Here is a 24480-nt window from a genome sequence, read left to right on the forward strand (position 1 = left end):
GCACACCGTCCGCACCTGCAGCTCCGGCGCGACGGCCGCCGCGACCGGGCTCGCGCTCCTGCTCGGGGCTGTCGCTTCCGTAGGTAGGTGTTTTTGATCCCTGGTCGTGAGGTGTGTACAGCTGGATGATCTGAGTTGTGGGGGATGGCGGGACGGCTCGGCGGACTGCCGGGAGTGCGGTGATCCGCTGCCGCCGACGATGGCGGCGGAGGCGGTGTTCTGCTCGGGACGGTGGCGAAGGCTTCAGCGGACCTGGCAGCGGGCCATCGCGATGCAGCGAGGAGAGCAGGCGGAGTGCCCGGTGTGCGGGCGGTCGTGGACGGTGGGGGTGGAGCGGTCGAAGGCGGCGATGTACTGCTCGGCCCGCTGCCGGGTGCGGGCCTGCCGTCAGCGGCGGGCGTCACGGAACGGCGTTACGGAAACGCCGTAGCCGAACGCCTCCCGCGTACCTCGAATCGGTGGACTCCGGTCCCGACTTCCTCACCGAATTGCTGGCACCAATACAGGATTTCGAGGTTCGTGTGCGGCACCCCGCGTTCATGATCCTCGCGGTGCCATGGGATTCGAGGGACGGCCCATGGCCGCATCAGGTCTGCGGGTCACCCGTGAAGACGTGAGACCATCTACTCCACCCACCTGCACCGTTGTAAGTGACACGGGTTTGCGTAGCCCAAAATTGTCCGCCCTTATCACCAGCAAACCAGAGAGAGGTGGCGGTATTCGTGTGGATGTATTCAGTCTCCGTTTCGGCGTTAACTCATTTTGTGCCCGTTGCCACCGCACCCGCCCCGACCAAGCAGACAAGCCCCCGCGGATTTCGTCGCGGGGGCTTTGTACTGGCCATATGGCTCACGTAGAGGCAGGACGTTCCACCAGTCGCCCACCCTCCACTCTCTGTGGGCAGCAAGCCCGGCATGGAGTCACGCAACCCTACGCCCTGGTCACCAAATACTTGTAGAAGTAGCCGCCTGTAAGCCGGTAGCAGCCGGTACCTGGCAGAACGGCATGGCCCTGTCGACGCTTGTCATCCTTGCGGTCTACACACACCGCCTCGCTGCCGTAGCCAGGGCTGTCCCGCCACTCCTCAACAGGTCCAGGTACACGGTCAGTCGACTGTCAATGTGAGGTTCCGCGAGATCTTGGACAGTTTGGTCCCAGGAGACGCTGGACGTCACCGGTAGATGCTGGACAGTCGCTACTTCCTCGTGCGAGCGACCGCCTTGAACTGCCTGATCGGTTTGTCGCTGGTGCGGGCATGGGTGGACAGTTCGACGTCGCAGTCCAGGACGCGGAAGACGGTGTCCTCGATGAGGATGGTCACGGCTTTCCCGGCGTGAGCCCGACCGATCCGCAGGCGCTGGCCGCCGACCATCACCACGCCGTCCACCGGCACTTTGCGCTGAGCCCGCAGGGCCTGCACCGAAGGAGGGATGATCGCGGTGCGCGGGCTGCGGGCTCCGCTGATCTGCGCTCGTTGCTCCGGTGGGATGGGGGCGGGCAGCGTCTTGACCACGCGGCCGTCGGCGATTACATGCATCAGCTGGCCGTCGAACCGCAGGGTGACCTGCTGTCCAGCGAGCTGGGCCGCGAGCTTGACGCGCTGCCCACCGAGGCCGACGTCGCCGTCCCGGCCGACCAGCCGGTCGACCTCGACCACGAGCGGGGCCTGCGACCCCTCCGGCAAGGCGGGCGTCGCCGGTTCAGGGCCGGCGATCCGCCCGCCGCGCTGCACCAGCGCCTTCAGGTCGGCCGCGGTGAACTGGGAGGTGCGGGTGCGGGCGAGTTCGCCGTCGATGAAGACGTGGATGCTGCGCTCGTCAGCCCAGATGGTGGCGGTGCGTCCTCCCAGAGCTGCAGGGAACTTCAGCTGCTGCCCGGAGGGCAGGCACAGTCTGCCGATCGGCGAGATGAGCGCCTCGAACTCCACGGCCCCGATGTGGGATTCGTCGACGGGCAGCCGCGGTGAGGGCAGCAGCGCGGGCAGCTGCGGCGCCAGCAGCTCGTCCGTCGCAGGCGTGGTCTCATCCTGCAGCTCGGGCAGGTGGACCTCGTGCCGGTCCTGCTGCGGCTCCTTGGCCACGGGGCGGAACACGGCGGCGGGCACGGCCATGTCGAGAGCCTGGTGCGGCCGGTTGTGGTTGTAGCCGTGCACCCAGGCGTCAATGGCGGCCTGGGCCGTTGCCTGGTCAGCGAACGGACCGACGTGGTCCAGCAGTTCGCGCCGCAGGGACTTACTGGCCCTAACAAAGCCTCTGGACGTGCCGGTGGGTGATCAGGCAGACGGCAAGTCTGAGAAAGGCCTCGTGGATGTCGTCGCGTCGTTCCCAGCGGATCCGTAAGCGGCGGAAGCCGTGCAGCCAGGAGATCGTCCGCTCAACGACCCAGCGGAAGGTGCCCAGTCCCGTCCCGTGCGGCTGGCCACGCTCGGCGATCGCGGGCGTGATGCCGCGCTGCCGCAAGAGCCGTCGGTACTTGTCGTGGTCGTAGCCGCGGTCGGCGAAGAGCATGTCCGGCCGTCTGCGCGGCCGACCGACGACTCCGGCCACTGCCGGGATCTTGTCCAACAGGGGCAGCAGTTGGGTGACATCGTTGCGGTTTCCGCCGGTCAGAGACACCGCGAGCGGGATCCCTTGGCCGTCGGTGATGATGTGGTGTTTGCTGCCCGGGCGTGCGCGGTCGACCGGGCTGGGGCCGCTTTTGGGCCCCTGCGTGCGGCCCGGACGTGGGAGGAGTCGATCACCGCCCGCGACCAGTCCAGCTGGTTCTTCGAGCGCAGCTTGTTCAGCAGTAGCTGGTGCAGTTGGTCCCAGACGCCGGCCTCGTTCCAGGCCGCCAGGCGGCGCCAGCACGTCATGCCCGAGCCGAAGCCCAGTTCCTGCGGGAGGTACTCCCACTGGATGCCGGTGTGCAGGACGAACAAGATCCCGCACAGGGCTTGACGATCGGGCACTCGAGGTCTGCCCTCGACCTGCTTCGGGGGCGGCTCGGGCAGCAACGGCTTGATGAGCGACCACAGTTCATCCGACACGATCCAGGGTCGTGACTGACGCTTCCCCATGCCCACATCAACGAACGATCAAGCGGACAGTCACATGATCAACCCGCTTTTGTTAGAGCCAGTTATGGAACCTCTCGATCTTCCCGGTGGTGGTAGGCGATCGGGGCTTGGTCAGCCGGGCGGTGATGCCGTTCTCCCGGCAGATCCGCTCGAAGAGCACCTCGGCCGGGACCGGCTTGGTGAAGCGGCCGGTGAACTGCTTGCCGTTGTCGGTCAGCACCTCCGACGGCACCCCGTACGTGGTCATGGCCTCGGCGAAGGCGGTGCACACCGCGCGGCCGGACGGCTCGGCGACCACCTTGGCGATCACAATGAACCGGGAGTGGTCGTCGATGCCGGTGACCAGCTTGCACTCGCGCCCGCCGGCCAGGAACACCCCTCCCATGATGTCCAGCTGCCACAGCTGCATCGGGGCGTCTCGCTGCCAGCGGCGGTAGACGCGGCGGTGGTTCTGCTCCTGGTGGTTGATCAGGCCGTGTCGGGTCAGGATCCGGTGCACGGTGGAACGGCCGGGCACCGGCACCAGCCCGCGCCGGCCCAGCTCGTGGACGATCCGGCGGGCGCCCCAGCGGGGGTAGGAACGGCGTAGTTCACAGACCAGGGCCTCGACCTCGGCGGGCACCTGGTGCGGCGAGACGTGCGGTCGGCGCGACTTGTCCCCCAGAGCGTCCAGCCCGCCGGCGTGGTACCGCTCGATCCAGGTGTACACCGACTGCCGCGACGCACCGAACTGGCGGGCCACCTGCGCGACCGGCGCTCCGTCCAGCACCTGGAGCACCGCCCGGTAGCGATGCTCGGCCATCCACCGCCGGTCGTCCACTGGCTCCGGCTCACGCGCTTCCTTCACGGAAGGACCAACGAGCCACGGCCGTCCAGGATGTGCCGAGACCGTCAAAAGTGCCGTGGGACCGTCCAGGGTCAGCCGGGACAGAACTGTCCAACAACTCGTGGGACTTCACATATGGGGAGCTTTTCATGGCCGCCGTCAGTCGACCCCGAAGACGCCAACACGGCAGTTGTACTTATCCCAGTCCATACGGCGGCTACGGTCAGAAAGACCACGGCACGGCGCATTCTCATACTTCCCCCTTGGAAGCAGCTGTTTCACAGGTACGGCGGCCCGGGAAGTCGGTACTGGGCGCTGTTGAGGGCCACCGCAGCGGGCATTCGCTGATGTGACGATCAGTCGTCGGCGGCGGCATTGCAGGCCAGCCGCGCGACGTAGCTATTCACACCAGTGTTCTCGAGCGCGATCCTGCAGAACAAGACCAGCCACTCTTCCACATCGCTGCAGGCCGAAGCCCGAGCTGGGGTTGTCCGGTAGCCGTTGGTGTTGAGGATGTACAGGCAGTCGCCGGAGGTGGCGGGCTCCGCCACATTCGAAGGCGCTGCCGCCGCTGTTCCGACGCCCAACAGCGGCAGCGTGCCAGCGGCAACCACGGTCGCCGTCAAGACCGCAGCCCGGCGACGCCATGTCCTCACCATGTTCATGTGCTCTCCATTCATGCGGTGTTTGATACAACTCACGCCCGCCCCTTGAGGGCCGTTGGCATTCCCTCCGTGAGGTCTGACGTCCGCGATGACGGGACGACGCTCTCGCGGGGTCGCGTCCGGCGCACCCACATTGGACGTGCTGCCCGCTCCAGGGGTAGCAGCCCAGGTGTTGTTTGCCTTCGGGGGCCTGTGCCGAACAAACAATCTATGAAAAATGCGGTGATCTGCGCTGGTGGCGACGGGAGTCCGAAAAGCACCCTCCGACCTGCGGAAATAGGATGCTTCTTCTCGGGAAAGCCCCGCTAATGGTCGGTGATCAGTCCGAAGCGGCGTTGCACGCTAGTGCCGCGACCGTCTGGTTGACGCCAGTGCCGTAGAGGCCCGCGTAGCAGGTGAGCCAGTCGATTCCGCCGCCTTCACCGATGTTGCAGTACTTAAGTCGATCCGGAGTTGTCGGGTAGTTGCTGGTGTTGAGGATGTACAGGCACTCGCCGGCGCCGGCCGGGTTCGAAGGTGCCGCTGCCGCTGCTCCGGTGCCCCACAGCGACAACGCGCCGACGGCAACCACGGTCGCTGCTGCACCCGAGGCCTTCCTCAACAAGGACTTGTTCATACGCTCTCCTAGCAGTCGTCGGCCGGGATCGAGAGGGCGCCGGTGCCCCCTCGGCGTTACGGGCCGTTGCTCCATATGGTGTGGCGTGAATGTGGGCAGGAACCTTGCACAAACCTTGCTTCACTGGTCAGCGCGGGCTGACTGGCGCGGTGTCAGTCGCGTGCATGGGATGGTGCGGAGCGTTCTCGGGGGAACCGCATGACGGACTTTCTGCTGTTGGGCACGGTCGAGATACGGGCCGCAGGTGGCGCGGTAGTGGAGCTGGGACCAGCCAGGCAGCGCACGGTTCTGGCGGCGTTGCTGGTGGACGGGGGCCGCTGGGTGGCGACGGAGACACTCATCGACCGGGTCTGGGGGCAGCACGTACCCGCTCAGGTGCGCCCCTCGCTCTACGCGTACATCTCCCGGATCCGCCGCATGCTGGCGAGCACGGCCACGCCTCTCAATGTGGGCGCGGACGGCACTTCGGCAGGGCCGCAGCTGCGGCGTGGTCCCGGAGGATACCTGCTCGACGTGCCGGCCAGCCGGGTGGATGTGCACCGCTTCCAGCGGCTGGTCGACCGGGCTCGCACCGAAGACTGCACCGACGCAGAGCAGGTGGTGATGCTGCGCGAGGCACTGGAGTTGTGGCGCGGTGAACCGCTGGCCGGGCTTGCCGGTACGTGGGCAGAACGCACCCGGCACAGCTGGCAACAGCAGCGGATCGAAGCGGTGCTGGCCTGGGCCGAGGCCGAGTCCCGCATGGGTAATCCTGCCGAGGTGATCGGTGCGCTGAATGCTCTGGTCGCCGAGCATCCGCTGGTCGAGCCGCTCACCGTGACCCTGATGCGGGCACTGCAGGCTGCCGGGCGAGGCTCGGAGGCCCTGGCCCTCTACGCCGACTTGCAGAAGCGGCTGGCCGAGGAACTGGGTACGGATCCGGGTGCCGACGGGCAGCAGGTGCATCAAGCGATCCTGCGCGGCGAAGCCGCCCCGCCCGCCGCGCATCGTACGCCGTCGGCCAAGGCGGAGCCCGGTCGGACGATCCCGGCGCAGTTGCCGTTGGAAGCACGGGGGTTCACCGGCCGGGAGGACGAACTGGCCCGGCTGGACGGGATCCTCGCCGCTGCCGCCGGGCGGCCCGCCGCGGTGGTGGTCTCGGCGGTGTCGGGGACGGCGGGGGTGGGCAAGACGGCGCTGGCGGTGCACTGGGCACACCGGGTGGCCGACTGGTTCCCGGACGGCCAGCTGTATGTGAACCTGCGCGGCTTCGACCCGTCCGGCGCGGCGGTGACGCCCGATCAGGCGGTGCGGAGCTTCCTCGACGGGCTGGGCGTGCCGGCCCCGCAGGTCCCGGTGGATCTTCAGGCGCGGGTGGGGCTGTATCGGAGCCTGCTGGCCGGGCGGCGGGTGCTGGTGGTGCTGGACAACGCCCGCGATGCCGATCAGGTCCGCCCGCTGCTGCCCGGCTCTCCCGGCTGTCTGGCCGTGGTGACCAGCCGCAACCGGCTCGCGGGCCTGGTCGCCGCCGAGGGCGCCCACCCCCTGAGCCTGGATCTGCTCTCCCCGGCCGAGGCCCGCGACCTGCTGGCCCACCGCCTCGGCGAGGACCGGCTGGCGGCCGAACCGGACGCCGTGCAGGAGATCATCACCCGGTGCGCCCGGCTCCCTCTGGCCCTGGCCATCACCACCGCCCGCGCCGCCACCAACCCCGACTCCCCTCTCAGCGCCGTCGCCGAGGAGTTACGCGACAGCCATGGCAGCCTCGACGCCTTCGACGGGGGCGATCTCACCACAGACGCACGGGCCGTCTTCTCCTGGTCGTGCCACGCGTTGTCCGCCCCGGCCGCGCGCCTGTTCCACCTGCTGGGCCTGCACGCCGGGCCCGATATCTCCCAGTCCGCCGCGGCCGCCCTGGCCGGGCTCCCGCTCCGTCAGACCCGCGGCCTGCTCGCCGAACTGACCCGCGCCCATCTGCTCACCGAGCACACACCCGGCCGCTACACCTTGCACGATCTGCTGCGCGCCTACGCAGCCGAACGCGCCTTGGCCGAGGAGACACCGCCAGAGCGGGACCGCGCTGTCGAGCGGCTCCTCACCTGGTACCTGCACACCGCCGACGCCGCCTATGTGTTTCTGACCCCGGAGCGCCGACGGGTTCCCCTCGACCCGTTGCCCCCCTCCTGCCGCCCTCTCACGTTCTGCGGCTACGACCAGGCCCTCAACTGGTGCGATACCGAACGCCCCAATCTCGTCGCCGCGGTTCATCTGGCGGTCGCCGTCGGTCGGCCGGGCATCGCATGGCGACTGGCCGGGGCGCTGTGGGGGTTCTTCTACCTCCGCGGCCATTTGCACGACTGGCTCGACACCACCCGGACCGCCCTGGACGCCGCCCGCGCTGCCCACGACCGCAGGGGCACGGCATGGAGCCTCGGTGACGTGGCCTGCGCCCTGACACAGACGCACCGGTACGACGAGGCCATCGACCACTTCCGGCAGGCGATGGCCCTCAACCGGGAACTCGGAGACACACACGGCCGGTGCCAGGTTCTGGCCAACTTGGGCTATGTCTACCGTCATATCGGCCGGCCGGACAGGTCCGTCGAGTACTGCCGCCGGGCACTGTCCATCCACCGGATGCTCGGCGGATCAAGAGGCCGCGAGGGTAATCTCCTGACCAACCTGGCCGACTCCTATGAGCGAATCGGCCGGTTCGACGAGGCCATCGACTGCCTCGAGCAGGCACTGACCGACCTGCGCGTCATCGGCGACCGCTGGAACGAAGGTGTCGCTCTCGACCTCCTCGGCACCGTCCACCACCGGCTCCAACGCCACGACAACGCGGTCCAGTTCTACCACCAGGCTCTCGACGCCCACACGGACATCGGCAACCGGTGGGGTGAGGCCCACACCCTCGCCAACCTCGGTGACGTCCACCTGGCCGTCGGCAAGCCGGACACGGCCCGCACGAGCTGGAAGCAAGCGCTGACGATCCTCGAAAAATTCGACCACCCAGACGCCGAGGAGATACGGGGCAGACTCCACCGCCTGGACGAACTCTCATCCGACCCACGGCCGGATCCCGTCCTCGGCCGGGAAGCGAGCCCTACGCCCCCGCCGTGACACCGGGCAACAGACAGTGCCACACGTACAGGCGACGTAACACCCTGCGAGATGTGCCTCATTGAGACAGCGAATTCCGCCTAACGCCGGAGTCCTCGGCTGCCAGCCCACCCTGAGCAATGGCAACACCTGGCCCGCACTGCCGTCTGGCCCGATCAGGATCTTGCCGGCTTCCAGAGCGCCCGCAACCAGGTGCGGAGCTTCCGGACTGCGGGGCACCTGGACGACAACCGCCGAGCGGCCCGGGGCGGAGGGCAACGCCACGGTGTAGACGGTGAAGGCGGGACGGAAGCTCTGGTTCAGCCCACTTTGCCCAAATGGCGCATGCAGCATGGAAGAGGTTCAGCCAAGGAGCCGCACAGCGTCGCCGCGAGGCACGTCGTCCCTGGCGATAAGTACGCCGCGGTCCATGCCGTGCTCGCATGGGCAAGGGAAGACAGCCCCGGCTGCGTGATCTGGCGCGGCCCCTACATCAACGGGCCCGCCGATGCGCCGCTGATGATGGGGGAAAAGGCCTACCTCGTCGACTCATGAGCCTGCCAGGGATCGCTCTGAGGCTCAGTGCCGGCAGGCGTGGGCCGGCTTGCGGCTGGTTCGCGGACAACGATGGGCAGAATGGGCCTGGAACCAGGGATGTTGATGCGGACGCGCGTGGTCACTGTGCCAGCTGACGGCTTCCGCGATGGCAGGCCCGAGTTGCCCTGGCAGAACGGGCACTCACAGTCTGGAGGTATCTCAGGAGCGGTGGCAGGCGTCGCCGGCGGGTCCGTGACGGTCGCCAGACTGTCGGCGGTTTGTGAGGGAGTCAGGGACGGGCTTGTGGGAGCCGGCCAGCTGCGCGCGATGCGCTGCGGCAGTGGCTTGCGCTCGGCGGTGGCAGGCAGCCGGAGTGAGAGCGTTGGCGTGTCTCCTGCCCCGCCGGCGGTCTCAGACGGTGCACAGTCTGCGCACAGTTGTGAGGTCCAGCCCTTGGAGCCGTGATATCCGAGGGAGGGACGTCGGCATTGAGGACAGGCCAAGTCGCCGCGGCGCTGTGCCTGGTCCACCAGGAGCTCGCGGGTCATACGGGCTGACGCATGGGCTTCTGCGTCTTCGGGCTGGGGGATATGGACCAGGAGTTTCAGCGCGGGCTCATGGCGCGCGGAGGCTTCCATCTCACTCATGAGTACTTGTAGGTCGCGCGGCGTGAGGCGGTCATGCCTGATGAGGTGTGGGCTGAGGCCGTGCCTGCCCGACCGCTTCGATCGCACGCGCGTACTGCGGCGGTCTGCGTCGGCCCGGTCCCATGCCTTGGTCCACTCCGGCAGGTCCGCCTTGCGGACCTCCAAGGCCTCGGCGAAGGCGGCCACGAAAGTCCTGCTGGGTGTCGAGCGTCCTTTCAGGACGCGGCCGACGGTGCTGCGGGGCAGGCGGCCTAGCCCTCCCAGGCGGGCATCGAGGCTGCGCAGGGGAGGGCTTCCGTCGTCGTGGTAAAGGTCGACGATCGCGGAGTGGAGATCAGCGAAGTCTTTGACGACGCTGATGTGAACGCCTCCGCGGTGCCCGCTCAACACGCCCTGGGCGCGGGCTTCGTCGCGGCGGGCCTGTTTCCACAGCCGCTCGGCTTCTTTCACGCTGAGGCCGCAGGCCTTGGCGTAGGCGGTGACCACGTCAAGGTTCTGCGGCACACTGCGCCCGGATGCGGCACGCGCGAGAGTGTCCGCGCTGTACTCCGTACGGGAGGCAACCTGGTCGTACGTCAGGCCGGCCGTTTCGCGTCCCGCACGGAGCCAGGTCGCCAGCGCGTGCAGTGATCTGCTGCACTGCCCGATCGGGTTCTCGCGGCGTCCCATCAGCCGGTCAGGCCTCCGCGGTCCGCGCTCGCTCAGCGTCGTTTCGGCGCAGGCGAAGCAGCAGGCAGGTGCCGAGTGAGAGCGCCTCTGTGATCAGCACCAGAACGCTGAGAGTCGGCAGCCCAGCGGCAGCCAGGACCGCGGCGACGATGACGATCACGATGAGAACGCTGGCCTCCGGCGCTGTCATCGGACGGGACGTTCCGCAAAGCGGGTTTTTCAAGGGACTCTCCGAACGGGACGTACTGCAAGGGGACTTCGGACGTACTGCGGGCTAACTGGGTGTTGTGCACGAGGCGGTTGCCGCCACCTCATGGCTAGTGATGTTGCAGCATCCGGGCCCGCAGTACTAACCCTCACCAGGCCCTAACCGCATCCATGTCCCTAGGCTGGTCTTGCCCCCTCAGCAGACCAGCCACCACAGATTGCCTGATCAGACGCCCTCCAGTGAGGCAATTCCCTCAAGTGCGTCCCACCTTCATTGCACCCCAGAACATCACGGTGCGTGATTTTCCGCTTCTGTGTCCCAGCGCCCTACAACGCTTTCAGACAGGACGGAACGCGCATTGCCCCAGGTCAGTCCCAGGGGCGACCAGGATGATTTCCGCGCTGGCGTCCCGGTGTTGACCTGACAGCAAGGCATACCTGATCTTTGATGATGTCGCAGTCCCCGAGGCTGGCGGCAGCTCTCCGACGTACTGCGGGCAACACAGTCGCGGAGAAGAGCAGCATCCGTTGCCGCGGCTCTGCTCACCGTCCTGGTGCTGATCTGCAGCGCCAGGACGGGCCACCGCGGCGTGCGAACGAGTAGCTGCGGCACGCGGTTCGACCGGCTCCGCGGCTGCCCAGCCCCGGGCAGGTACACCTCGGCACCCGTATTGCAGCGGTCGTGATCGGTATCCGTCGAGTGCTTGGACTTGTCGCGGGGCCGCGATGAATGCCGCGGACCGGATGGTTCAGACACGTCCGGCCGATACCGTGCGAGGCTGTTGTCAGTGCCGACCACTACGGTCCGCACTATGACGTCGACTCCTCACTCCAACTCCGTGCGGTGGCTGCTGGAGGTCACCGCCGCCGCAGCACCCGCAGGGCTGGCCGCGTTCGAGGAACAGCGGCAACTGCTGCGCTCCGTCGCCCAGTTCGATCAGGCCTCGCGGACGTGGTGGGCGCGTATCGGCGCGCTGGATGTCCGGGCGCTCGAGGTCCTGCAGCGGCTGTATGAGGCGGCCCAGCGTTTCGGGACCGCTGTTCGTGTCGAGGCCGTCGCTGCTCCTGATGCCTGGAACGGGCCCTGTTTCACCGACGCCGGCGAGCTGGCGAGCCTGGCGGCGGCACAGGCTGAGCGTGGTCGCCTGCTGGGGCAGCTCTCCTGCGCGGAGTGACTGCGGCCGTCACTCCCCAGAATCGGAGCAGACGTCCGGACTCCGGATCTTGGTGGGTCATGTCCCGCTGGGTGGTGTAGTCACGGCAGCTGTTTCGATTTCGGTTGTGGGGTGATCTGCGGTTCGGGCGGGGTCGGTTGGGTGGTGAAGAGCTCGGCCATGGAGGCTTCGGAGAGGTAGCGGCGGTCGAAGACCTGCCATTCGTCGTGGAGTTCGGCGAGGACTGCGGCGGCGAGCCGGTCCAGGGCGGCGGGGTTGGGGAAGACCTGGACGACGTCGGCCCTCCGATTGATCTCCCGGTTCAGCCGCTCGAGCGGGTTGGTCGACCAGATTTTCTTCCAGTGCGTCGGCGGGAAGTCCGCGAACGCGGTGATGTCGGTGGCTGCGTCCAGCAGCATCTTCTTGACCTGCGGGAACTGTCGTCCGAGCATGTCGGCCACCACGTCCAGCTGGGTGCGGACGGCCGCGGCGGTGGTCTGCGCGAAGACGGTGCGGATGGTGGCCGCGACCATCTCTCCAGAGCCCTTTTCGATCACTGCGAAGACGTCCCGGACGAAGTGGACGCGGCAGCGTTGCCAGGCCGCGCCGAGGAAGACGGTGCGGATCGCGGCCACCAGCCCGCTGTGGCTGTCGGAGATGACCAGCTGGACGTTCTCCAGGCCACGGGCTCGAAGCGAGCGCAGGAACTTGGTCCAGAACGGCTTCGATTCGCTGTCGCCGACCATCAGGCCGAGGATCTCGCGGTGCCCGGTCGCGGAGATGCCGGTGGCGATGACCACGGCCTGCGAGGCGATCCGGTGATTCACCCGGGCCTTGCAGTAGGTGGCGTCCAGGAAGACGTAGGGGAAGACGGTGTGGTCCAGCGGCCGTTCCTTGAACGCGGTCAGTTCCTCGTCCAGCTCGCCGCAGATCCTAGAGACCTCGGACTTGGAGATCCCGCTGTCCGCGCCGAGTGCTTTGACCAGGTCATCGACCGAGCGGGTGGAGACCCCGTGCACGTATGCCTCCATCACCACGGCGAACAGGGCCCGGTCGATGCGCCGGCGCCGCTCCAGCAGGGAGGGGAAGAACGACCCGGTCCGTACCTTGGGAATCTTCAGATCGAGGTCGCCTGCCTGGGTGGTCAGCAGGCGTTCGCGGTGTCCGTTGCGCCAGGTCGTGCGCTTGTCGGTGTGCTCGCCCGGGGCGGCACCGATCACCTCGGTGGCCTCGGCCTCGATGAGCTCCTGCAGGATGCGCTCGCACACCACCCTGATTGCTTCAACTCCGTCGGCCCAACGTAGTGACTCCAGCAGCCGCATCAGCTCAGACTGGGACAAGGCCATCGCGTGCTCCTCCGGTTGAACTGGCCGTTCACCAGGGAGACTTGCGCGATGGCCTGCCCTTGTTCAGGGAGCATGCACCGTCAGCGGATGCACGCCCCGGGCAGACACCCGCGCGTCCGGGCGGGGGGGTGCTGGCGTGTGGGTGGCGTCATCGTCGACCGAGTAGGAGAGAGCTGGCGTCACGAGTTCCGTTGAAGTGATCGACTGACCGGTGCCGTGCCGCTTACGCTGCGTGTTTAGACGTCATTTCAGTTGGTGTGATCTTGCGGCACTCTGGGGTGATGACTGCTGCGCTTGTCGAACGGTTGGCGCCGGAAGACCTTTGGGAGTTGTTCCAGCGGGTGGTCCCGCCGGCACCGGAACGCCCGCAGGGCGGAGGACACCGCCGACGAGGGGACCGCGAGGTGCTTGCTGCGATCATCTTCGTGGCCACCTCGGGCTGTACTTGGAACCAACTGCCACCCGGATTCGGCCTGTCCGGCGTCACCGCCTTCCGCCGGTTCACCGAGTGGACCGAGGCCCGGGTGTGGGCCAAGCTCCACCGCCTGGTCCTGGACGAACTCGGCTCCCGCGGCGGACTGGACTGGTCGCGGTGCGCGGTCGACTCCGTCAGCGTCCGGGCCCTCAAAGGGGGCAGCTAACGGGACCGAATCCGACCGACCGCGGCAAGAACGGATCGAAAATCCACCTCATCGTCGACCGCCGCGGCCTGCCTGTCGGCGTACACCTGAACGTCCCCACCCGCGTACGGATGAACGCGGCCAGTTCCTGATGCGGTGAGGCGGGCTGGTCGGCACTCTGCTGCGTAGTCGGTGTGCTGCGGCAGGGGGTGGTTGGCAGTGGTCTTGGATCCGCGTCGGTGGTCGGAACTTCGGCGGTTTCGTGGGCTGTTGGAGTCCGGAGCGATGAGCCTGTCGGAGATCGCCCGTGAGACGGGGCTGGACCGCAAGACGGTCCGTAAGTACCTCGCGGGGCCGGCGACGCCGCCGCGCCGTTCGGCCAGTGGCCAGCTGGTGCCCAGGAAGATCGACGAGTTCGCGCCGCTGGTCGACTCGATGCTGCGGGCCGAGATCCTGATGAAGGCATCGGTGATCCACGAGCGGCTGGCCGCGGAGTACGGGTTCACCGGCAACTACCAGCGCGTCAAGCTCTACGTTCAGCAGGCACGCCCGCGGGTCGCCGAGGAACTCGGCATCACACCGAAGGAGTTGGCGGGGCTCCACCGGCGCTTCGAGGTCATCCCCGGGGCTCAGGCCCAAGTCGACTGGGGTGACGAGGGCAAGGTCCTCGCCCACATGGGCATCCCGAAGGTCTACTCGTTCCACATGGTGCTGTCGTACTCACGCGACCCGTTCTGCTGCTTCACCACCAGCCAGGACCTGCAGACCTTCTTCGACTGCCACCGGCGGGCATTTGCGCACTTCAGCGGGGTGCCGATGACGATCGTCTACGACCGGACCAAGACCGTCGTGCGTCGGCACGTCGCTCCTGGCGAGGCGGTTCCGCTGCATCCGGAGGCGGTCGGTTTCGCCGGGCACTACGACTTCGACATCGACGTCCTGGCCGCCTATCGGCCCACCGGCAAAGGGCGGGTTGAACGCCAGGTTCTCATCGTTCGCGATCATGTGTTGTCCGGGCGAGCGTTCTCCTCCATCGAAGAGATGGACGCCGCGTTCGCGGCCTGGGTGCCCAGGCGGCGGGACCAGATCCACAAGACGCACCGGGAAGTCATCGGCATCCGGGCCGCCCGCGATCACGCGGCCCTCAAACCGTTGCCGCCGACTCCGTACTTGGTGGCCGAGCGGCATCTGCGGCCGGTCGGCAAGGACTGCCTGGTCGCGTTCGGCGGGAACCTCTATTCGGTGCCCGCCCGCAAGGTCCGCCCACGTCAGCTGGTCGAGATCCGGGCGACGAAGTCCCAGGTCATGCTGCATTCGACCGTCCCCGATGCCAGCGGCGAGACGTTGCTGTCCACCCATCCGCGGGCGGTCGGCCGTGGCGTCGTCGTCAAGGAAAACGCGCACTGGGACGGCCTGCCGGCCGGCAAGAACCGCCGCACCACGACGGGCGAGGTGACACCGCCACCGCGTCGCGAGCCGTCTGCGGGCGGCCAAGTCGGGCCACTGCAGGCCTTGTTGAACCGAGCCGCGGCCACCCGTGTTGAGGTCGGGCGGCGGCCATTGTCGGTCTATGACGAACTGACCGGCACCCGGCCCTTCACCACCAACTCTCCGACGAAGGAGTCGTCTTGAGCGAGCTGACCGGCAACCGCATCCGCACCACGGCCGGCAAGCTCGGCCTGCCGCACCTGGCAGAGACCATCAACGAGTACACCCGCCGGGCCGACGAGGCGAAGATGGGCTATCTCGACTTCCTCGACCTGGTCCTGTCCGAGGAGCTGGCCGTCCGCGACGACCGCCGTTTCCGCCAGGGCTTGCGGCTGTCCAAGCTGCCGCACCACAAGACGCTGGACGAGTACGACTTCTCGTTCCAGCCCGAGCTTGACCCACGCAAGGTCAAAGACCTCGCCAGCCTCTCCTTCGTCGACGGCAAGGCGAACGCCGCGCTGCTGGGGCCGCCCGGGGTGGGCAAGACGCATATCGCCGTCGCTCTCGCGGTCGCGGCCTGCCGGGCCGGCTACTCGATCTACTTCACCAGCCTCGACGACATGGTCCGCAACCTGAAGGCTGCCGAGTCGGCCGGGCGGCTGGTCAACAAACTCGGCACCTACCTGCGGCCGAGCGTCCTCGTGGTCGACGAGGTGGGCTACCAGCCCCTCGAACGCGCCGAGGCGAACCTGGTCTTCCAGGTCATCTCCAAGCGCTACGAGAAGGGCTCCATCATCCTGACCTCGAACAAGACCTTCAGCGAGTGGGGCCAGGTCTTCGGCGACGAAGTCCTCGCCACCGCGATCCTCGACCGGCTCCTCCACCACTGCGAAGTGATCGCGATCAACGGCCCAAGCTACCGCCTCAAGAACCGCCTCCAGGCCATCGAGCGAGAGACCGAAGTGGCCTGACAACTGGGGACGTTCGCCCGTACGCGACCGGGGAGACAAGCCCGTACGCCGACACTGCCCCTGTCGATCGGCATCTCCGCCGCGAACCTCCACGACAGCCAGGCCCTCGTCCCGCTGGTGCGGGGCATCCCGCCCATCCGCTCGCGTCGCGGCCGCCGGCGCCGACGGCCCGGCAAACTCCACGGAGACAAGGGCTACGACTATCAGCACCTGCGGCGTTGGCTGTCCTCCCGAGGCATCCAGCACCGCATCGCCCGCAAGGGCGTCGAGTCCTCACAACGGCTGGGCCGGCATCGCTGGGTCGTGGAACGGACGGTGTCCTGGCTCTCAGGCTGCCGACGACTCCACCGCCGCTACGAGCGCAAGCCCGAACACTTCCTCGCCTTCACCGCCATCGCCGCAACCCTGATATGCCACCGTCGACTCACCAACTGAAATGACGTCTTAGGGGGATGGGCTGGGGGGCGCATGGCTGATCCGATTGAGACCGTTGCGTTGGACGATTCGGGTTCGGTCACGCTTCGGAGGTACGAGTACCAGCTTCATGTGGCTGCGCAGGCCATCCTGGAGATACTCGCTGACGAGCCGGTGCACGTGATCTGTGAGCACTTTGCGGACATCATCGTTGTCCGCAGCAACGAGGGACAGGCTGATGGCCGTTCCTTCTGGAATTTTCAGCAGATCACGACGCGGGCCGCGACCACGCCTTGGGCGCTCACGGACGTTCTCGTTAAGGGCCCGTTGAAGAGCCTGTGGCGTACGTACGGGGCGGTGAAAGACCAGCGGCTCTCCTATGGGCTTACGGCCGGTTTGGAGGGCTACCTCGATCCCGCCGACGCTGCACTTACTGCTCTCGCGCACGGTGAAGGGGCGGAAGACGAGAGGTGCTTGAAGCGAGTGGCAGCCCACCTGAAGGTTGAGGCCGACGAGGTCTCTGCCTTCCTGGGCCTGATCGGTGTCAGTGAACTGCCCAGGCACGACGACATCGAGTTGCGTAACATCGCCTTCCTGCACGAGCTAGGTCCGTCTTTGACTGGTCCGGAGATCACCGGTCTCTACGCCGAACTCGTGAGCCGTACCCGGGAGGCGATGCAGGGTCGCCTGGATCATGGGTGGGTCGAACAGACAGCGGTGCAGGACCTGCCCACAGAGCTGCTGAGGAAGTGCATCGGGCCCAGCAGCGTTGCCGACCTTCGACAGCGCCTGGGGCGCCCCCACCACGTACTGCTGACCGATTCCTCGAAGCGACTCAGCGGAGTTGAAACAGTGAAGTTCCGCAAACTCCGCCGGAGCACGGCGCCGTACGAGGCGCGTGGTGTGCGCCGGGACTACGCCTGTGAGAAGTTCCCTTTCCACCGCCAAGAGGACGGCATGGCTGACGTCTTCTACGCGACCCACAAAACGACCGGTACACCCGTTGTCCTTAAGCAATTGCGCGGCGAACACCCACCCCTTCCCAAGAGAGCCCGGATGGCTCGTGAGATTGAGGTTGGCCGCCTACTGAGCGAGCATCCGAACGCCATGCCGGTCTGGGACTCTGGTTCCGACGGCAAATGGTTCGTCATGCCCAAGGCGCAGACTGTCGCAACGGAATGCCTCGACGACCTCAAAGAGCCGGCCGCACTGCGCGACCTGGTGGAGAGCCTGTGCTCGGCATTGACCGCTGCACATGGCATCCAGGCCCCAGGCTCCCCCCACGGGTGGGTCCACCGGGACATCAAGCCGTCCAACGTGCTCCGGCTAGACGGTCGATGGGTTCTGGCCGACTGGGGTATCGCGCGCCGTCCGCCTGGCCAGACCACCAACCCGCAGCGCACCAGGGTCGGGGTGAGTATGGGCTCGGAGGGCTTCGCCGCCCCGGAACTGAGCATCGACGCCCACAGTGCCGGTCCGCCGGCTGATATTTACAGCCTGGGGCAGCTGATCGGCTGGGCGGTCACACGCAGGATCCCGCAGCAGAACATTCCCCTCATACCGGACTCCGGACCATGGCGTGCGGTCGTCCGGGATGCAACGCGCACGGAACCCGGGAGACGGCCGGCAACGGTGCAAGCCTTCCTCGACCTCATCGCCCAGGAGATCGACACACCTCCCGTGTCGCCCGTAGTACAGGCGGAAGCACTCCGTGATGCTCTGGATGCTGGAGCAGCGAACGCGGCAGAGGAATTGGTCGTTCTCGCCGCTGCCCATCCCGACGATGCTGCCCTGTATTGCGACATCCTCCTCAACATCGACCCCGAGGCGCTCATACCGGCGTTGATGGCCGACCCTCCTCGAGCACTCGAGATCGTCCGGGCGATGCCGGAGCTCCTGGGCACACACCGGTCAACGGAGCGTGGGGAAGTCGACGCCGTCATCCTGTGGCTGTTCACCGTCGCACGTCACGCCGCCAGTACGGCTCAGCTGCATCTACTGGAGGAAAGCTGCAACGGCGCGTTCACCTGGGACGCTCTGTGGGACCAGTGGACGCCGCAGGACAAGATCAGGCCCTGGCTGCGCACCCTGACAGGAGATGCCGCCGGATCTGTTGCAGGGGCACTGCGCGATCATCCCGACTGCGCACGCCACTTCTCCTCCCTGGCGAAGGAACTCCGAGTCGATCACCGGATCCGCTCGGCAGTCTCACCCCCTTCGTCGGGTTCGGCCGGAACCGCCAGCTCAACGTAAAAGGCGGCTACGCCTGATATTCGTCTTCGGTGCGTGTGGTGTGGCCGGGACCGGGGTGGGCGACGCCGGGGACCATGGGGTGGGTGTAGTCGAGTTCGATGGTGCTGAAGGCGTCGTCCGGCAAGGGGGCGGTGTCGTTGTCGGCGATGATGAGCTGGAGGCGCGAGCCGTATGCGTCGGTCAGGGCCTTAAAACGGCGGTAGATGCGCCGGCCTCGTTCCTGGTCGTCGGGGTTGCTGCCGAGCGCGAGCACGCGAACGTGCAGCTTTCGGATGGCGGCGCCTGCCGCGGCCCACGCGGCTGGCGACCCGGTCGACGGCCCGCCGAGGCGCCCAAGCGTGGCCCCCGGGAGTGCGGCGATCGCGAGCACGGGCGGCTTGCGCCACAGGACCTCCGGGGTCGGGACCGGCGCGAGGGACATCGCCTCGACCTCGACGTCGATGCGCGCCTGATCGGCGTCCACCTTCAAGAACACGTGGCCGACGCGCAGAGTCGCGCGCTCGGAATGGGCGACGACGACTTTGACCTCATCCATGGGTGACGAGTATCCCGGGGATGTTCGCCGACGTCGCCGGGTTTATCGCGTGCGATTCCGCGGCTGACCGCGTCCCGCTACCCGGCGGCCTCGTGTAGGACACCGACCTCTGACCAGGTCAAGCCCACCACTTTTGTTAGGAGTCCAAAGTGATCACAACCGGCGCGGGGCCGCTTCCCCCGGCTGCGGTCAGCTGTAACGAACTCCCGGAACAGGCAGCTACCGAGTCCCTGCTTCCTTCCCCCGAGCCTGCACATGATTGCGGAAGCCACCGCCGTCCGGCGGGCAGGTCATAACCTTTGCTGGTAGGGGAGTTGACTCTCCCTGCGGGATTGGGCGTTACGTGCTCAGGATTCCGCCGTCCTCAGGTGCCGGTAAGTCGGCGTCCGCACCGACCGCTACTCGCGGCGGTGCGGCCGATCGGACGCCAGGCTTCTTGACTCAGCAAGGCGGCGCGCCGGGAAAAAGCGCGCAATGTATTTGCAGCTGCACGGTACTTCCGGTTGTGTGCCCGAGCGGGGGAGGGCGCGGGAGTGTACCTCACCCGAAGTCTGTATTGACGCGCGTTGCCTGAGGGGTAGAACAGGCGTGGCAGCGTACGAAATTGCGCCTGTGCGTCCTGAACTCACTGTTGACCGGCGGTAGCAGCGGCCCCGGCGACGCTTTTCTGGCGCATCCTGATCGTTTGTGACCGTTCTCGCGGAGGGAGTGAATGCACTGCAATTGCATTCGGTTATTGTGCGCCCGCGCGCACTCCGTATTCGTCTTGGCGGGCGCCGAACCTTTGCTTAATGAACTGAACCGGATGGCGGAACGGTGTGATGAGGCACTAGCGTCCGGTGAAACGAGAAGACCCCGGGCGGGCTACCAACCAACTCCGGGGTCCCTCAAATGTGTTGACCGAACCACAAGAAACGCGAGGTCCCCGTGATCGATCCACTTCCCGCCTCCGGCTGGCTTCACCGACTGGAAACGGGTTACGACGCTAACATTCCGCGCGGTCTGCGCGGCCAAACCCGCGTCGTGAGTGCCTGGGCTGGCACGCTGCAGCTCAGCGCCTTCCTTGCTCTGGTTGTCCTGCCCGTCGTCCTCGTGACCGAGGCGTGGCAGGTCCCTGCGGGTGCCGCGGCGATGGCTGTGGCGTGTGCCGCGGCCCGCCGTTCCTTCCTCCGCTACCTGCGTATCCGGGTCAGCTGAGGCCACCGTGCCCGCCGACGGCAGCATTCGGGCCGTCGGCGGATACGGCGTGACGCACTGACCACCGCGGTCCGGACGGCCTCGTTCCTCTTCCCGAGAGTGCGGAAGTTCTGCGGTGATCCGGAGAGAAATACCCCAGCGTGCGTTCTGGGAGGAACCATGCCGAGCAGCGGCCCCCAGTACGGCAAGTGCCGTTACTGCAGGCAGCGTTTCGAGCGGACCGGCAAGCCGGGACGCAAGCAGGAGTACTGCACCCCCGCGTGCCGCCGCCGGGCGCAGCGGGAGCGCAGCCGTAACACCCCGAACACGGCGCAGCCCGTGGACAGTCCGCTGCCGCTTGCCAGGAACATCGCCGAGTCCGTTCAGGCGCTCGCGGACGGACTGCTGGCGGCCGAGTACGACGAGCAGGACCTGGCGCTGCTGCTCGGCCGCGCGGCCGAACTCACCAGGGAAGTGGAGTACTACGTGTGCGCGGCGGTGCACGACGCGCGCATCCAGGGCGCCGGCTGGGACACCGTCGCCGCGGCCGCCTCGGTCAGTCCGGCCACGGCGCGCTCCCGGTGGGCGGGAAAGACCGTACGGCGGCGGCTTGAGCGCCGCGCCTCCGAACGGCCCGCGGCCCGTCCCCGCGACGCGGCAGGGCATGCCGTCCAGGCCCGCCCGGACGGCCAGCAAGCGGGACAGCCGGGTGAGCGCACCTCCGGCAAGCTGGCGGCGGCCCTGTCCCACCTGCACCGCAGCAGCGGCCTGACCATCCGCGAAGTAGCCGACACGATGGGGCTGTCGCCGTCCTACGTCTCACGCATTCTCTCCGGCGAGCGTGTGCCGACCTGGCCCGTGGTGGTGATACTCGCCGACCTCTTCGACGGAGACCCCGACGAACTCGCGGTGCTGTGGGAAAACGCCCAGGGACTGACCCCGCCCGCCCGCAGGCCCCTGCCCGACGCCGCGGCCCGCCTCAACTCAGCCCTGCGGGGCCTGTACCTGGCGGCAGCCTGCCCTTCGCCCGCACGGATCCACGAAGCCAGCGGCGGCGCGCTCAGCGTGCCCACCGTCAAAGACATTCTCGCCGGGCGACTCGTTCCCGACTGGAAGACCACGGTCGCTTTCGTCCGCGCCGTCGGGGGGACACCCGCCGATATCCGCCCGTTGTGGGAGGCCGTCCACTACGCCTTCCTCGTCTTCCTCGACCCCCTCCCAGACGGTGCCGAACCGCCTTCCTCCCCTGCCCCGGACAGGGATGCCGGTGCTGCCCGCGAAAAACATCCGGGCCAGGACGGACTCACGCCATGAACCGGACCCGCTCATCAACCAGGAGCACTGCGATGGTCGACCTGCCGGGCGCACGCCGCACACTCTCCGCCGCCTGCCCCCGGCCGTCGCGATGTGCTGTGGAACCGCCCGCCCGGCCCGCAGGCCTGGTCGTCAACCTGCCCGCGGCCTACACCGCGTTCTGCATGCTCTATCAGGACCGCTACCTGCGCTACACCCGCGCCCGCGTCGCTGACCCCGGCCTGAGCCGGGAACTGGTCGAGACCGCGCTGGGCAGCGTCGCCACCAACTGGGCCACCGTGCTGGCCAGTCACCGCCCCGCGGCCGAAGCCTGGGACATCCTCGGCTCCCTCATCGCGCAGGCGGTGCGCGGACAGGCCGCGGCGAACATCTGCAACGCGGTCCACCGCGTACTGCCCCCGCTGCAGGCGGACGTCGTCATCCTGCGCCACCGTCTGTCACTCAGCGACGAGCAGGCGGCCGACCTGATGGGTGTGGAAGAGCCCTTAGTAGCCAGTCAGTTGAAGATGGCCCACCGCACCATGGCCCGCCGGGCGGTGCCTGCACACTCAGCGATCCCGCCCACACACGTCTGATCCCGCGCGCCGGCATCCTGATTGGGGCAACCCTTTACCGTACTGCTCCGCCGGCCGCCCCCGCTGGATTCTGGCCCACGACACCGGCGTCTCTTTACCATGGACTTTCGCATTGTCCGCGAGCCGTGTTGACACGGCAGTGAGGGGCCGGATGAGTTACCACGCGCCGCTCTCTCACACCATCGATGTCACACGGCCGAGCGTGGCCCGCATGTACAACTACTACCTCGGCGGGAAAGACAATTACCCCGCGGACAGACAGGTATGTGAGCGGCTGCTCGAGCACGCGCCCAGTACCCAAATATTGGCCATCAACAGCCGCCGTTTCCTTCAGCGCCTGATCCGCTGCCTGGCCCTGGAACACGGGGTGCGGCAGTTCCTCGACATCGGCGCCGGGCTGCCCACCCAGGACAACGTCCATGAGATCGCCCAACGCCATGCCGCGGATGCCCGCATCGTCTACGTCGACAACGACCCCATGGTCCTGGCCTACGGCCGGGCGCTGCTGGAGGACAACGACCACACGGCCGTCATCCAGGCCGATCTGCGCGACCCCGAAGCGATTTGGGACCACCCCCGCGTCACCGACCTGTTCGACCTGAACAAGCCGGTGGCGGCCCTGTGCGTCTCCGTCCTGCACTGCATCCCCGACGAGGACGCTCCCGGCGAGCTGGTCCGCCGCACCGCCGCCCGGCTGTGCCCCGGCAGCTTCCTGGCGGTCAGTCAGCTGGTCAGCGAGAACGCCATGATCCGCCGCGTCATCACCGGCCTCATGCGCGACAGCACCGCCGGCAACTGGGGAGCAGTCCGTTGCTCACGAGAGGTCGACGGGTTCTTCGCCGGCCTGGACATCCTCGCGCCCGGCCTGGTGGATGTGTCCGCCTGGCGGGCCGATCCACGCTTCGGCCCCCGGCCGCGCACCCGGGAGTGGATCGAATACGGAGGCGTCGGCCGTGTCCGCTGACGCGCCTGTCTCCAGCTCAGCAGTAGCGGTCGGCAGCGTCCTGAATCCTCTGCAACGAGGCCTCGGGGCACTCTGCCGCATTCAGCAGCCCGTCCAGGATCGACCGGTACTGCTCCGTCTCCTCCGCCTTGTCCAGGTAGACCGCGTCCCGCACGTGTTCCAGATAGACGATCTCCGGAAGCTCGGGAGGGTCGAACCGCAGGTGCGTGATGGGGAAACCGGAGGTGATGCACTGCGGAGCGCTGAACGGGATGATCTGCACCTGTATATGGGGCCGCTGGGCGGCCCGGGCCAGATGCCGCAGCTGCTCGCACATCACCTTCCGGTCCGCGACCTGCCGGTGCAGCACCCCCTCTTCCAGCACCACCCACAGCTTTGGTGGATCCGGGTACTCCAGCAGCACTTGCCGCGCCAGGCGCAGCTCGGCCCTCCGCTCTGCGACCGTCTGCTCCTCCGACGGCCGGCGGTCCGCAGCCGCCACGGCCCGCGCATACTCAGCCGTCTGCAGCAGCCCCGGCACCAGGAGCACCTCGTAGGTGCGGATGACGGAGGCGGCTTCCTGAAGTCCGATGAACTTGTCGAACCACTTGGGCAGCACATCGTCGAACTGGTGCCACCAGCCCGACTGGTTGGAGCGCGGCACCAGCGCGAGGAACTCCGCGGCTTCCGCGGAGCCGACGCCGTAAAGACGCAAGAGATCGGTGACGTCACGTTCCTTCAGCTGGACCTGGCCCCGCTCAAGGCGACTGATCTTGGAGTCGGAGCACCGCAGCGCATCGCCCGCCGCTATCGGACTGAGTCGTGCAGCCAGCCGCAGACGGCGCAGCTGGGCAGCCAGAATCAGATGCAGCGCCGTCGGGTTGCGCCGGGGAGCGGAGAGGTAACGTTCCAGCCTGGGCAGCCGATTCGGCTGGGCAGCGGACATGCGGGCTCCTGCAGGGGACCATAAAATGAAGGCCAGTTTCCCACCATGGAGCCCGCAGTGCGCCCCAAGAGCGTTATGTCTCGTTGGGGATCTATTCGACCACTGTGTCGAAGTCGCCGTCCCGCGCCCCCGCGAGGAACGCGACGATCTCGGCACGCGTATAGATGAGTGCGGGCCCGTCTGGATCGCGCGAGTTCCGCAGAGCCACGGCCCCGTCGGGAAGGGCCGCCATCTCGACGCAGTTGCCCTCCATCGCGCTGCGCCAGCTCCTGACCCAGGTGACATCCTGAAGCGCGCTTGCCCGAACACCGTTGACGATCTGCTGCATTGCCGCCCTCCTTCGCTAACGCGTCCGAATAGCCCTCTTGTTGACGGCGTGATGGATAGTCACCGTGGGTACATGTGTTCCTCCTCGAGGCCTAGACATGCAATTTCAGAAGCAATTGCATCGGTGGACGGTTGGCGAGGATACTGGCCCAGGCCAGGCATTCTTAATGCC

General features: G+C 67.4%; 17 protein-coding genes and 6 pseudogenes. 11 read left to right on the forward strand and 12 right to left on the reverse strand.

Annotation, left to right across the window (positions count from 1 at the left end; genetic code table 11):
• Positions 1 to 1195: 1195 nt before the first annotated feature.
• The 6 genes and pseudogenes from KCH48_RS38315 to KCH48_RS38340 all read right to left on the reverse strand — a co-directional run bounded on the left by KCH48_RS38315 (position 1196) and on the right by KCH48_RS38340 (position 5165).
• Complete coding sequence (locus tag KCH48_RS38315) at positions 1196 to 2110, reverse strand: helix-turn-helix domain-containing protein (RefSeq protein ID WP_210582082.1); 915 nt, start codon at positions 2108 to 2110, stop codon at positions 1196 to 1198.
• Positions 2111 to 2230, reverse strand: a pseudogene (locus tag KCH48_RS43540) (integrase core domain-containing protein); the annotation flags it as partial. It lies immediately after the preceding gene.
• 10 nt (positions 2231 to 2240) lie between these two features.
• Positions 2241 to 3058, reverse strand: a pseudogene (locus KCH48_RS38325) (IS5 family transposase).
• A 55-nt stretch (positions 3059 to 3113) separates the two neighbouring features.
• Positions 3114 to 3860: pseudogene (locus KCH48_RS38330) on the reverse strand (IS481 family transposase); the annotation flags it as partial.
• 380 nt (positions 3861 to 4240) lie between these two features.
• A complete protein-coding gene (locus tag KCH48_RS38335; RefSeq protein ID WP_210582084.1) occupies positions 4241 to 4549 on the reverse strand; it encodes a hypothetical protein in 309 nt (102 codons plus the stop codon).
• Positions 4550 to 4868: 319 nt separating this feature from the next.
• On the reverse strand, positions 4869 to 5165 hold the full coding sequence (locus tag KCH48_RS38340; protein WP_210582086.1) for a hypothetical protein: 297 nt from the start codon (positions 5163 to 5165) through the stop codon (positions 4869 to 4871).
• A 198-nt stretch (positions 5166 to 5363) separates the two neighbouring features.
• Between KCH48_RS38340 and KCH48_RS38345 the strand changes: the two genes are divergently transcribed.
• Positions 5364 to 8267: a tetratricopeptide repeat protein gene (locus tag KCH48_RS38345; RefSeq protein ID WP_210582087.1), complete on the forward strand. Its 2904-nt coding sequence runs from the start codon at positions 5364 to 5366 to the stop codon at positions 8265 to 8267.
• A gap of 515 nt (positions 8268 to 8782) precedes the next feature.
• Here KCH48_RS38345 and KCH48_RS43545 read toward each other — a convergent pair.
• Together KCH48_RS43545 and KCH48_RS38355 are read right to left on the reverse strand one after the other, a co-directional pair.
• The gene (locus KCH48_RS43545; protein ID WP_210582088.1) at positions 8783 to 10099 is read right to left on the reverse strand and encodes a helix-turn-helix transcriptional regulator; all 1317 of its coding nucleotides are present in this window, start codon (positions 10097 to 10099) and stop codon (positions 8783 to 8785) included.
• Between the two features lie 7 nt (positions 10100 to 10106).
• Positions 10107 to 10289, reverse strand: coding sequence for a hypothetical protein (locus KCH48_RS38355; protein ID WP_210582089.1), 183 nt, complete (start codon positions 10287 to 10289; stop codon positions 10107 to 10109).
• An 829-nt stretch (positions 10290 to 11118) separates the two neighbouring features.
• On the opposite strand from KCH48_RS38355, the gene KCH48_RS38360 reads away from it, so the two are divergent.
• Positions 11119 to 11481, forward strand: a complete 363-nt coding sequence (locus KCH48_RS38360) for a hypothetical protein (RefSeq protein ID WP_210582090.1) — start codon at positions 11119 to 11121, stop codon at positions 11479 to 11481.
• 80 nt (positions 11482 to 11561) lie between these two features.
• Here the strand turns inward: KCH48_RS38360 and KCH48_RS38365 are convergent, their stop codons facing one another.
• Positions 11562 to 12806, reverse strand: coding sequence for an IS256 family transposase (locus KCH48_RS38365; protein ID WP_210582091.1), 1245 nt, complete (start codon positions 12804 to 12806; stop codon positions 11562 to 11564).
• Between the two features lie 281 nt (positions 12807 to 13087).
• Between KCH48_RS38365 and KCH48_RS38370 the strand changes: the two are divergent.
• From KCH48_RS38370 to KCH48_RS38390, 5 genes and pseudogenes are all read left to right on the forward strand, one after another.
• Positions 13088 to 13539: pseudogene (locus KCH48_RS38370) on the forward strand (IS5 family transposase); the annotation flags it as partial.
• A 106-nt stretch (positions 13540 to 13645) separates the two neighbouring features.
• The gene (gene istA, locus KCH48_RS38375; RefSeq protein ID WP_210582122.1) at positions 13646 to 15058 is read left to right on the forward strand and encodes an IS21 family transposase; all 1413 of its coding nucleotides are present in this window, start codon (positions 13646 to 13648) and stop codon (positions 15056 to 15058) included.
• Positions 15055 to 15825, forward strand: a complete 771-nt coding sequence (istB, locus tag KCH48_RS38380; protein ID WP_210582092.1) for an IS21-like element helper ATPase IstB — start codon at positions 15055 to 15057, stop codon at positions 15823 to 15825. The genes istA and istB overlap by 4 nt, the downstream gene beginning before the upstream one ends.
• Before the next feature lie 54 nt (positions 15826 to 15879).
• Positions 15880 to 16260 (forward strand): annotated as a pseudogene (locus KCH48_RS38385) (IS5 family transposase); the annotation flags it as partial.
• A gap of 33 nt (positions 16261 to 16293) precedes the next feature.
• The gene (locus KCH48_RS38390; RefSeq protein ID WP_210582094.1) at positions 16294 to 18492 is read left to right on the forward strand and encodes a dsDNA nuclease domain-containing protein; all 2199 of its coding nucleotides are present in this window, start codon (positions 16294 to 16296) and stop codon (positions 18490 to 18492) included.
• Between the two features lie 259 nt (positions 18493 to 18751).
• Here the strand turns inward: KCH48_RS38390 and KCH48_RS38395 are convergent.
• Positions 18752 to 19027 (reverse strand): annotated as a pseudogene (locus KCH48_RS38395) (aminoglycoside phosphotransferase family protein); the annotation flags it as partial.
• Positions 19028 to 20050: 1023 nt separating this feature from the next.
• On the opposite strand from KCH48_RS38395, the gene KCH48_RS38400 reads away from it, so the two are divergent.
• From KCH48_RS38400 to KCH48_RS38415, 4 genes are all read left to right on the forward strand, one after another.
• Positions 20051 to 20224, forward strand: coding sequence for a hypothetical protein (locus KCH48_RS38400; protein ID WP_210582096.1), 174 nt, complete (start codon positions 20051 to 20053; stop codon positions 20222 to 20224).
• Positions 20225 to 20383: 159 nt separating this feature from the next.
• Positions 20384 to 21517 (forward strand): helix-turn-helix domain-containing protein, encoded by a 1134-nt coding sequence (locus tag KCH48_RS42670; RefSeq protein WP_246886529.1) that lies wholly within the window; start codon positions 20384 to 20386, stop codon positions 21515 to 21517.
• 32 nt (positions 21518 to 21549) lie between these two features.
• Complete coding sequence (locus KCH48_RS38410) at positions 21550 to 22092, forward strand: hypothetical protein (RefSeq protein WP_210582098.1); 543 nt, start codon at positions 21550 to 21552, stop codon at positions 22090 to 22092.
• 151 nt (positions 22093 to 22243) lie between these two features.
• Complete coding sequence (locus KCH48_RS38415) at positions 22244 to 23056, forward strand: SAM-dependent methyltransferase (RefSeq protein WP_210582099.1); 813 nt, start codon at positions 22244 to 22246, stop codon at positions 23054 to 23056.
• A gap of 16 nt (positions 23057 to 23072) precedes the next feature.
• Here KCH48_RS38415 and KCH48_RS38420 read toward each other — a convergent pair whose 3' ends face one another.
• Positions 23073 to 23981: a helix-turn-helix transcriptional regulator gene (locus KCH48_RS38420; protein WP_210582101.1), complete on the reverse strand. Its 909-nt coding sequence runs from the start codon at positions 23979 to 23981 to the stop codon at positions 23073 to 23075.
• A 91-nt stretch (positions 23982 to 24072) separates the two neighbouring features.
• Positions 24073 to 24309: a DUF397 domain-containing protein gene (locus tag KCH48_RS38425; protein WP_210582103.1), complete on the reverse strand. Its 237-nt coding sequence runs from the start codon at positions 24307 to 24309 to the stop codon at positions 24073 to 24075.
• Positions 24310 to 24480: the final 171 nt, after the last annotated feature.

Source organism: Streptomyces sp. GESEQ-4 (assembly GCF_017948455.1).
GTDB lineage: Bacteria > Actinomycetota > Actinomycetes > Streptomycetales > Streptomycetaceae > Streptomyces.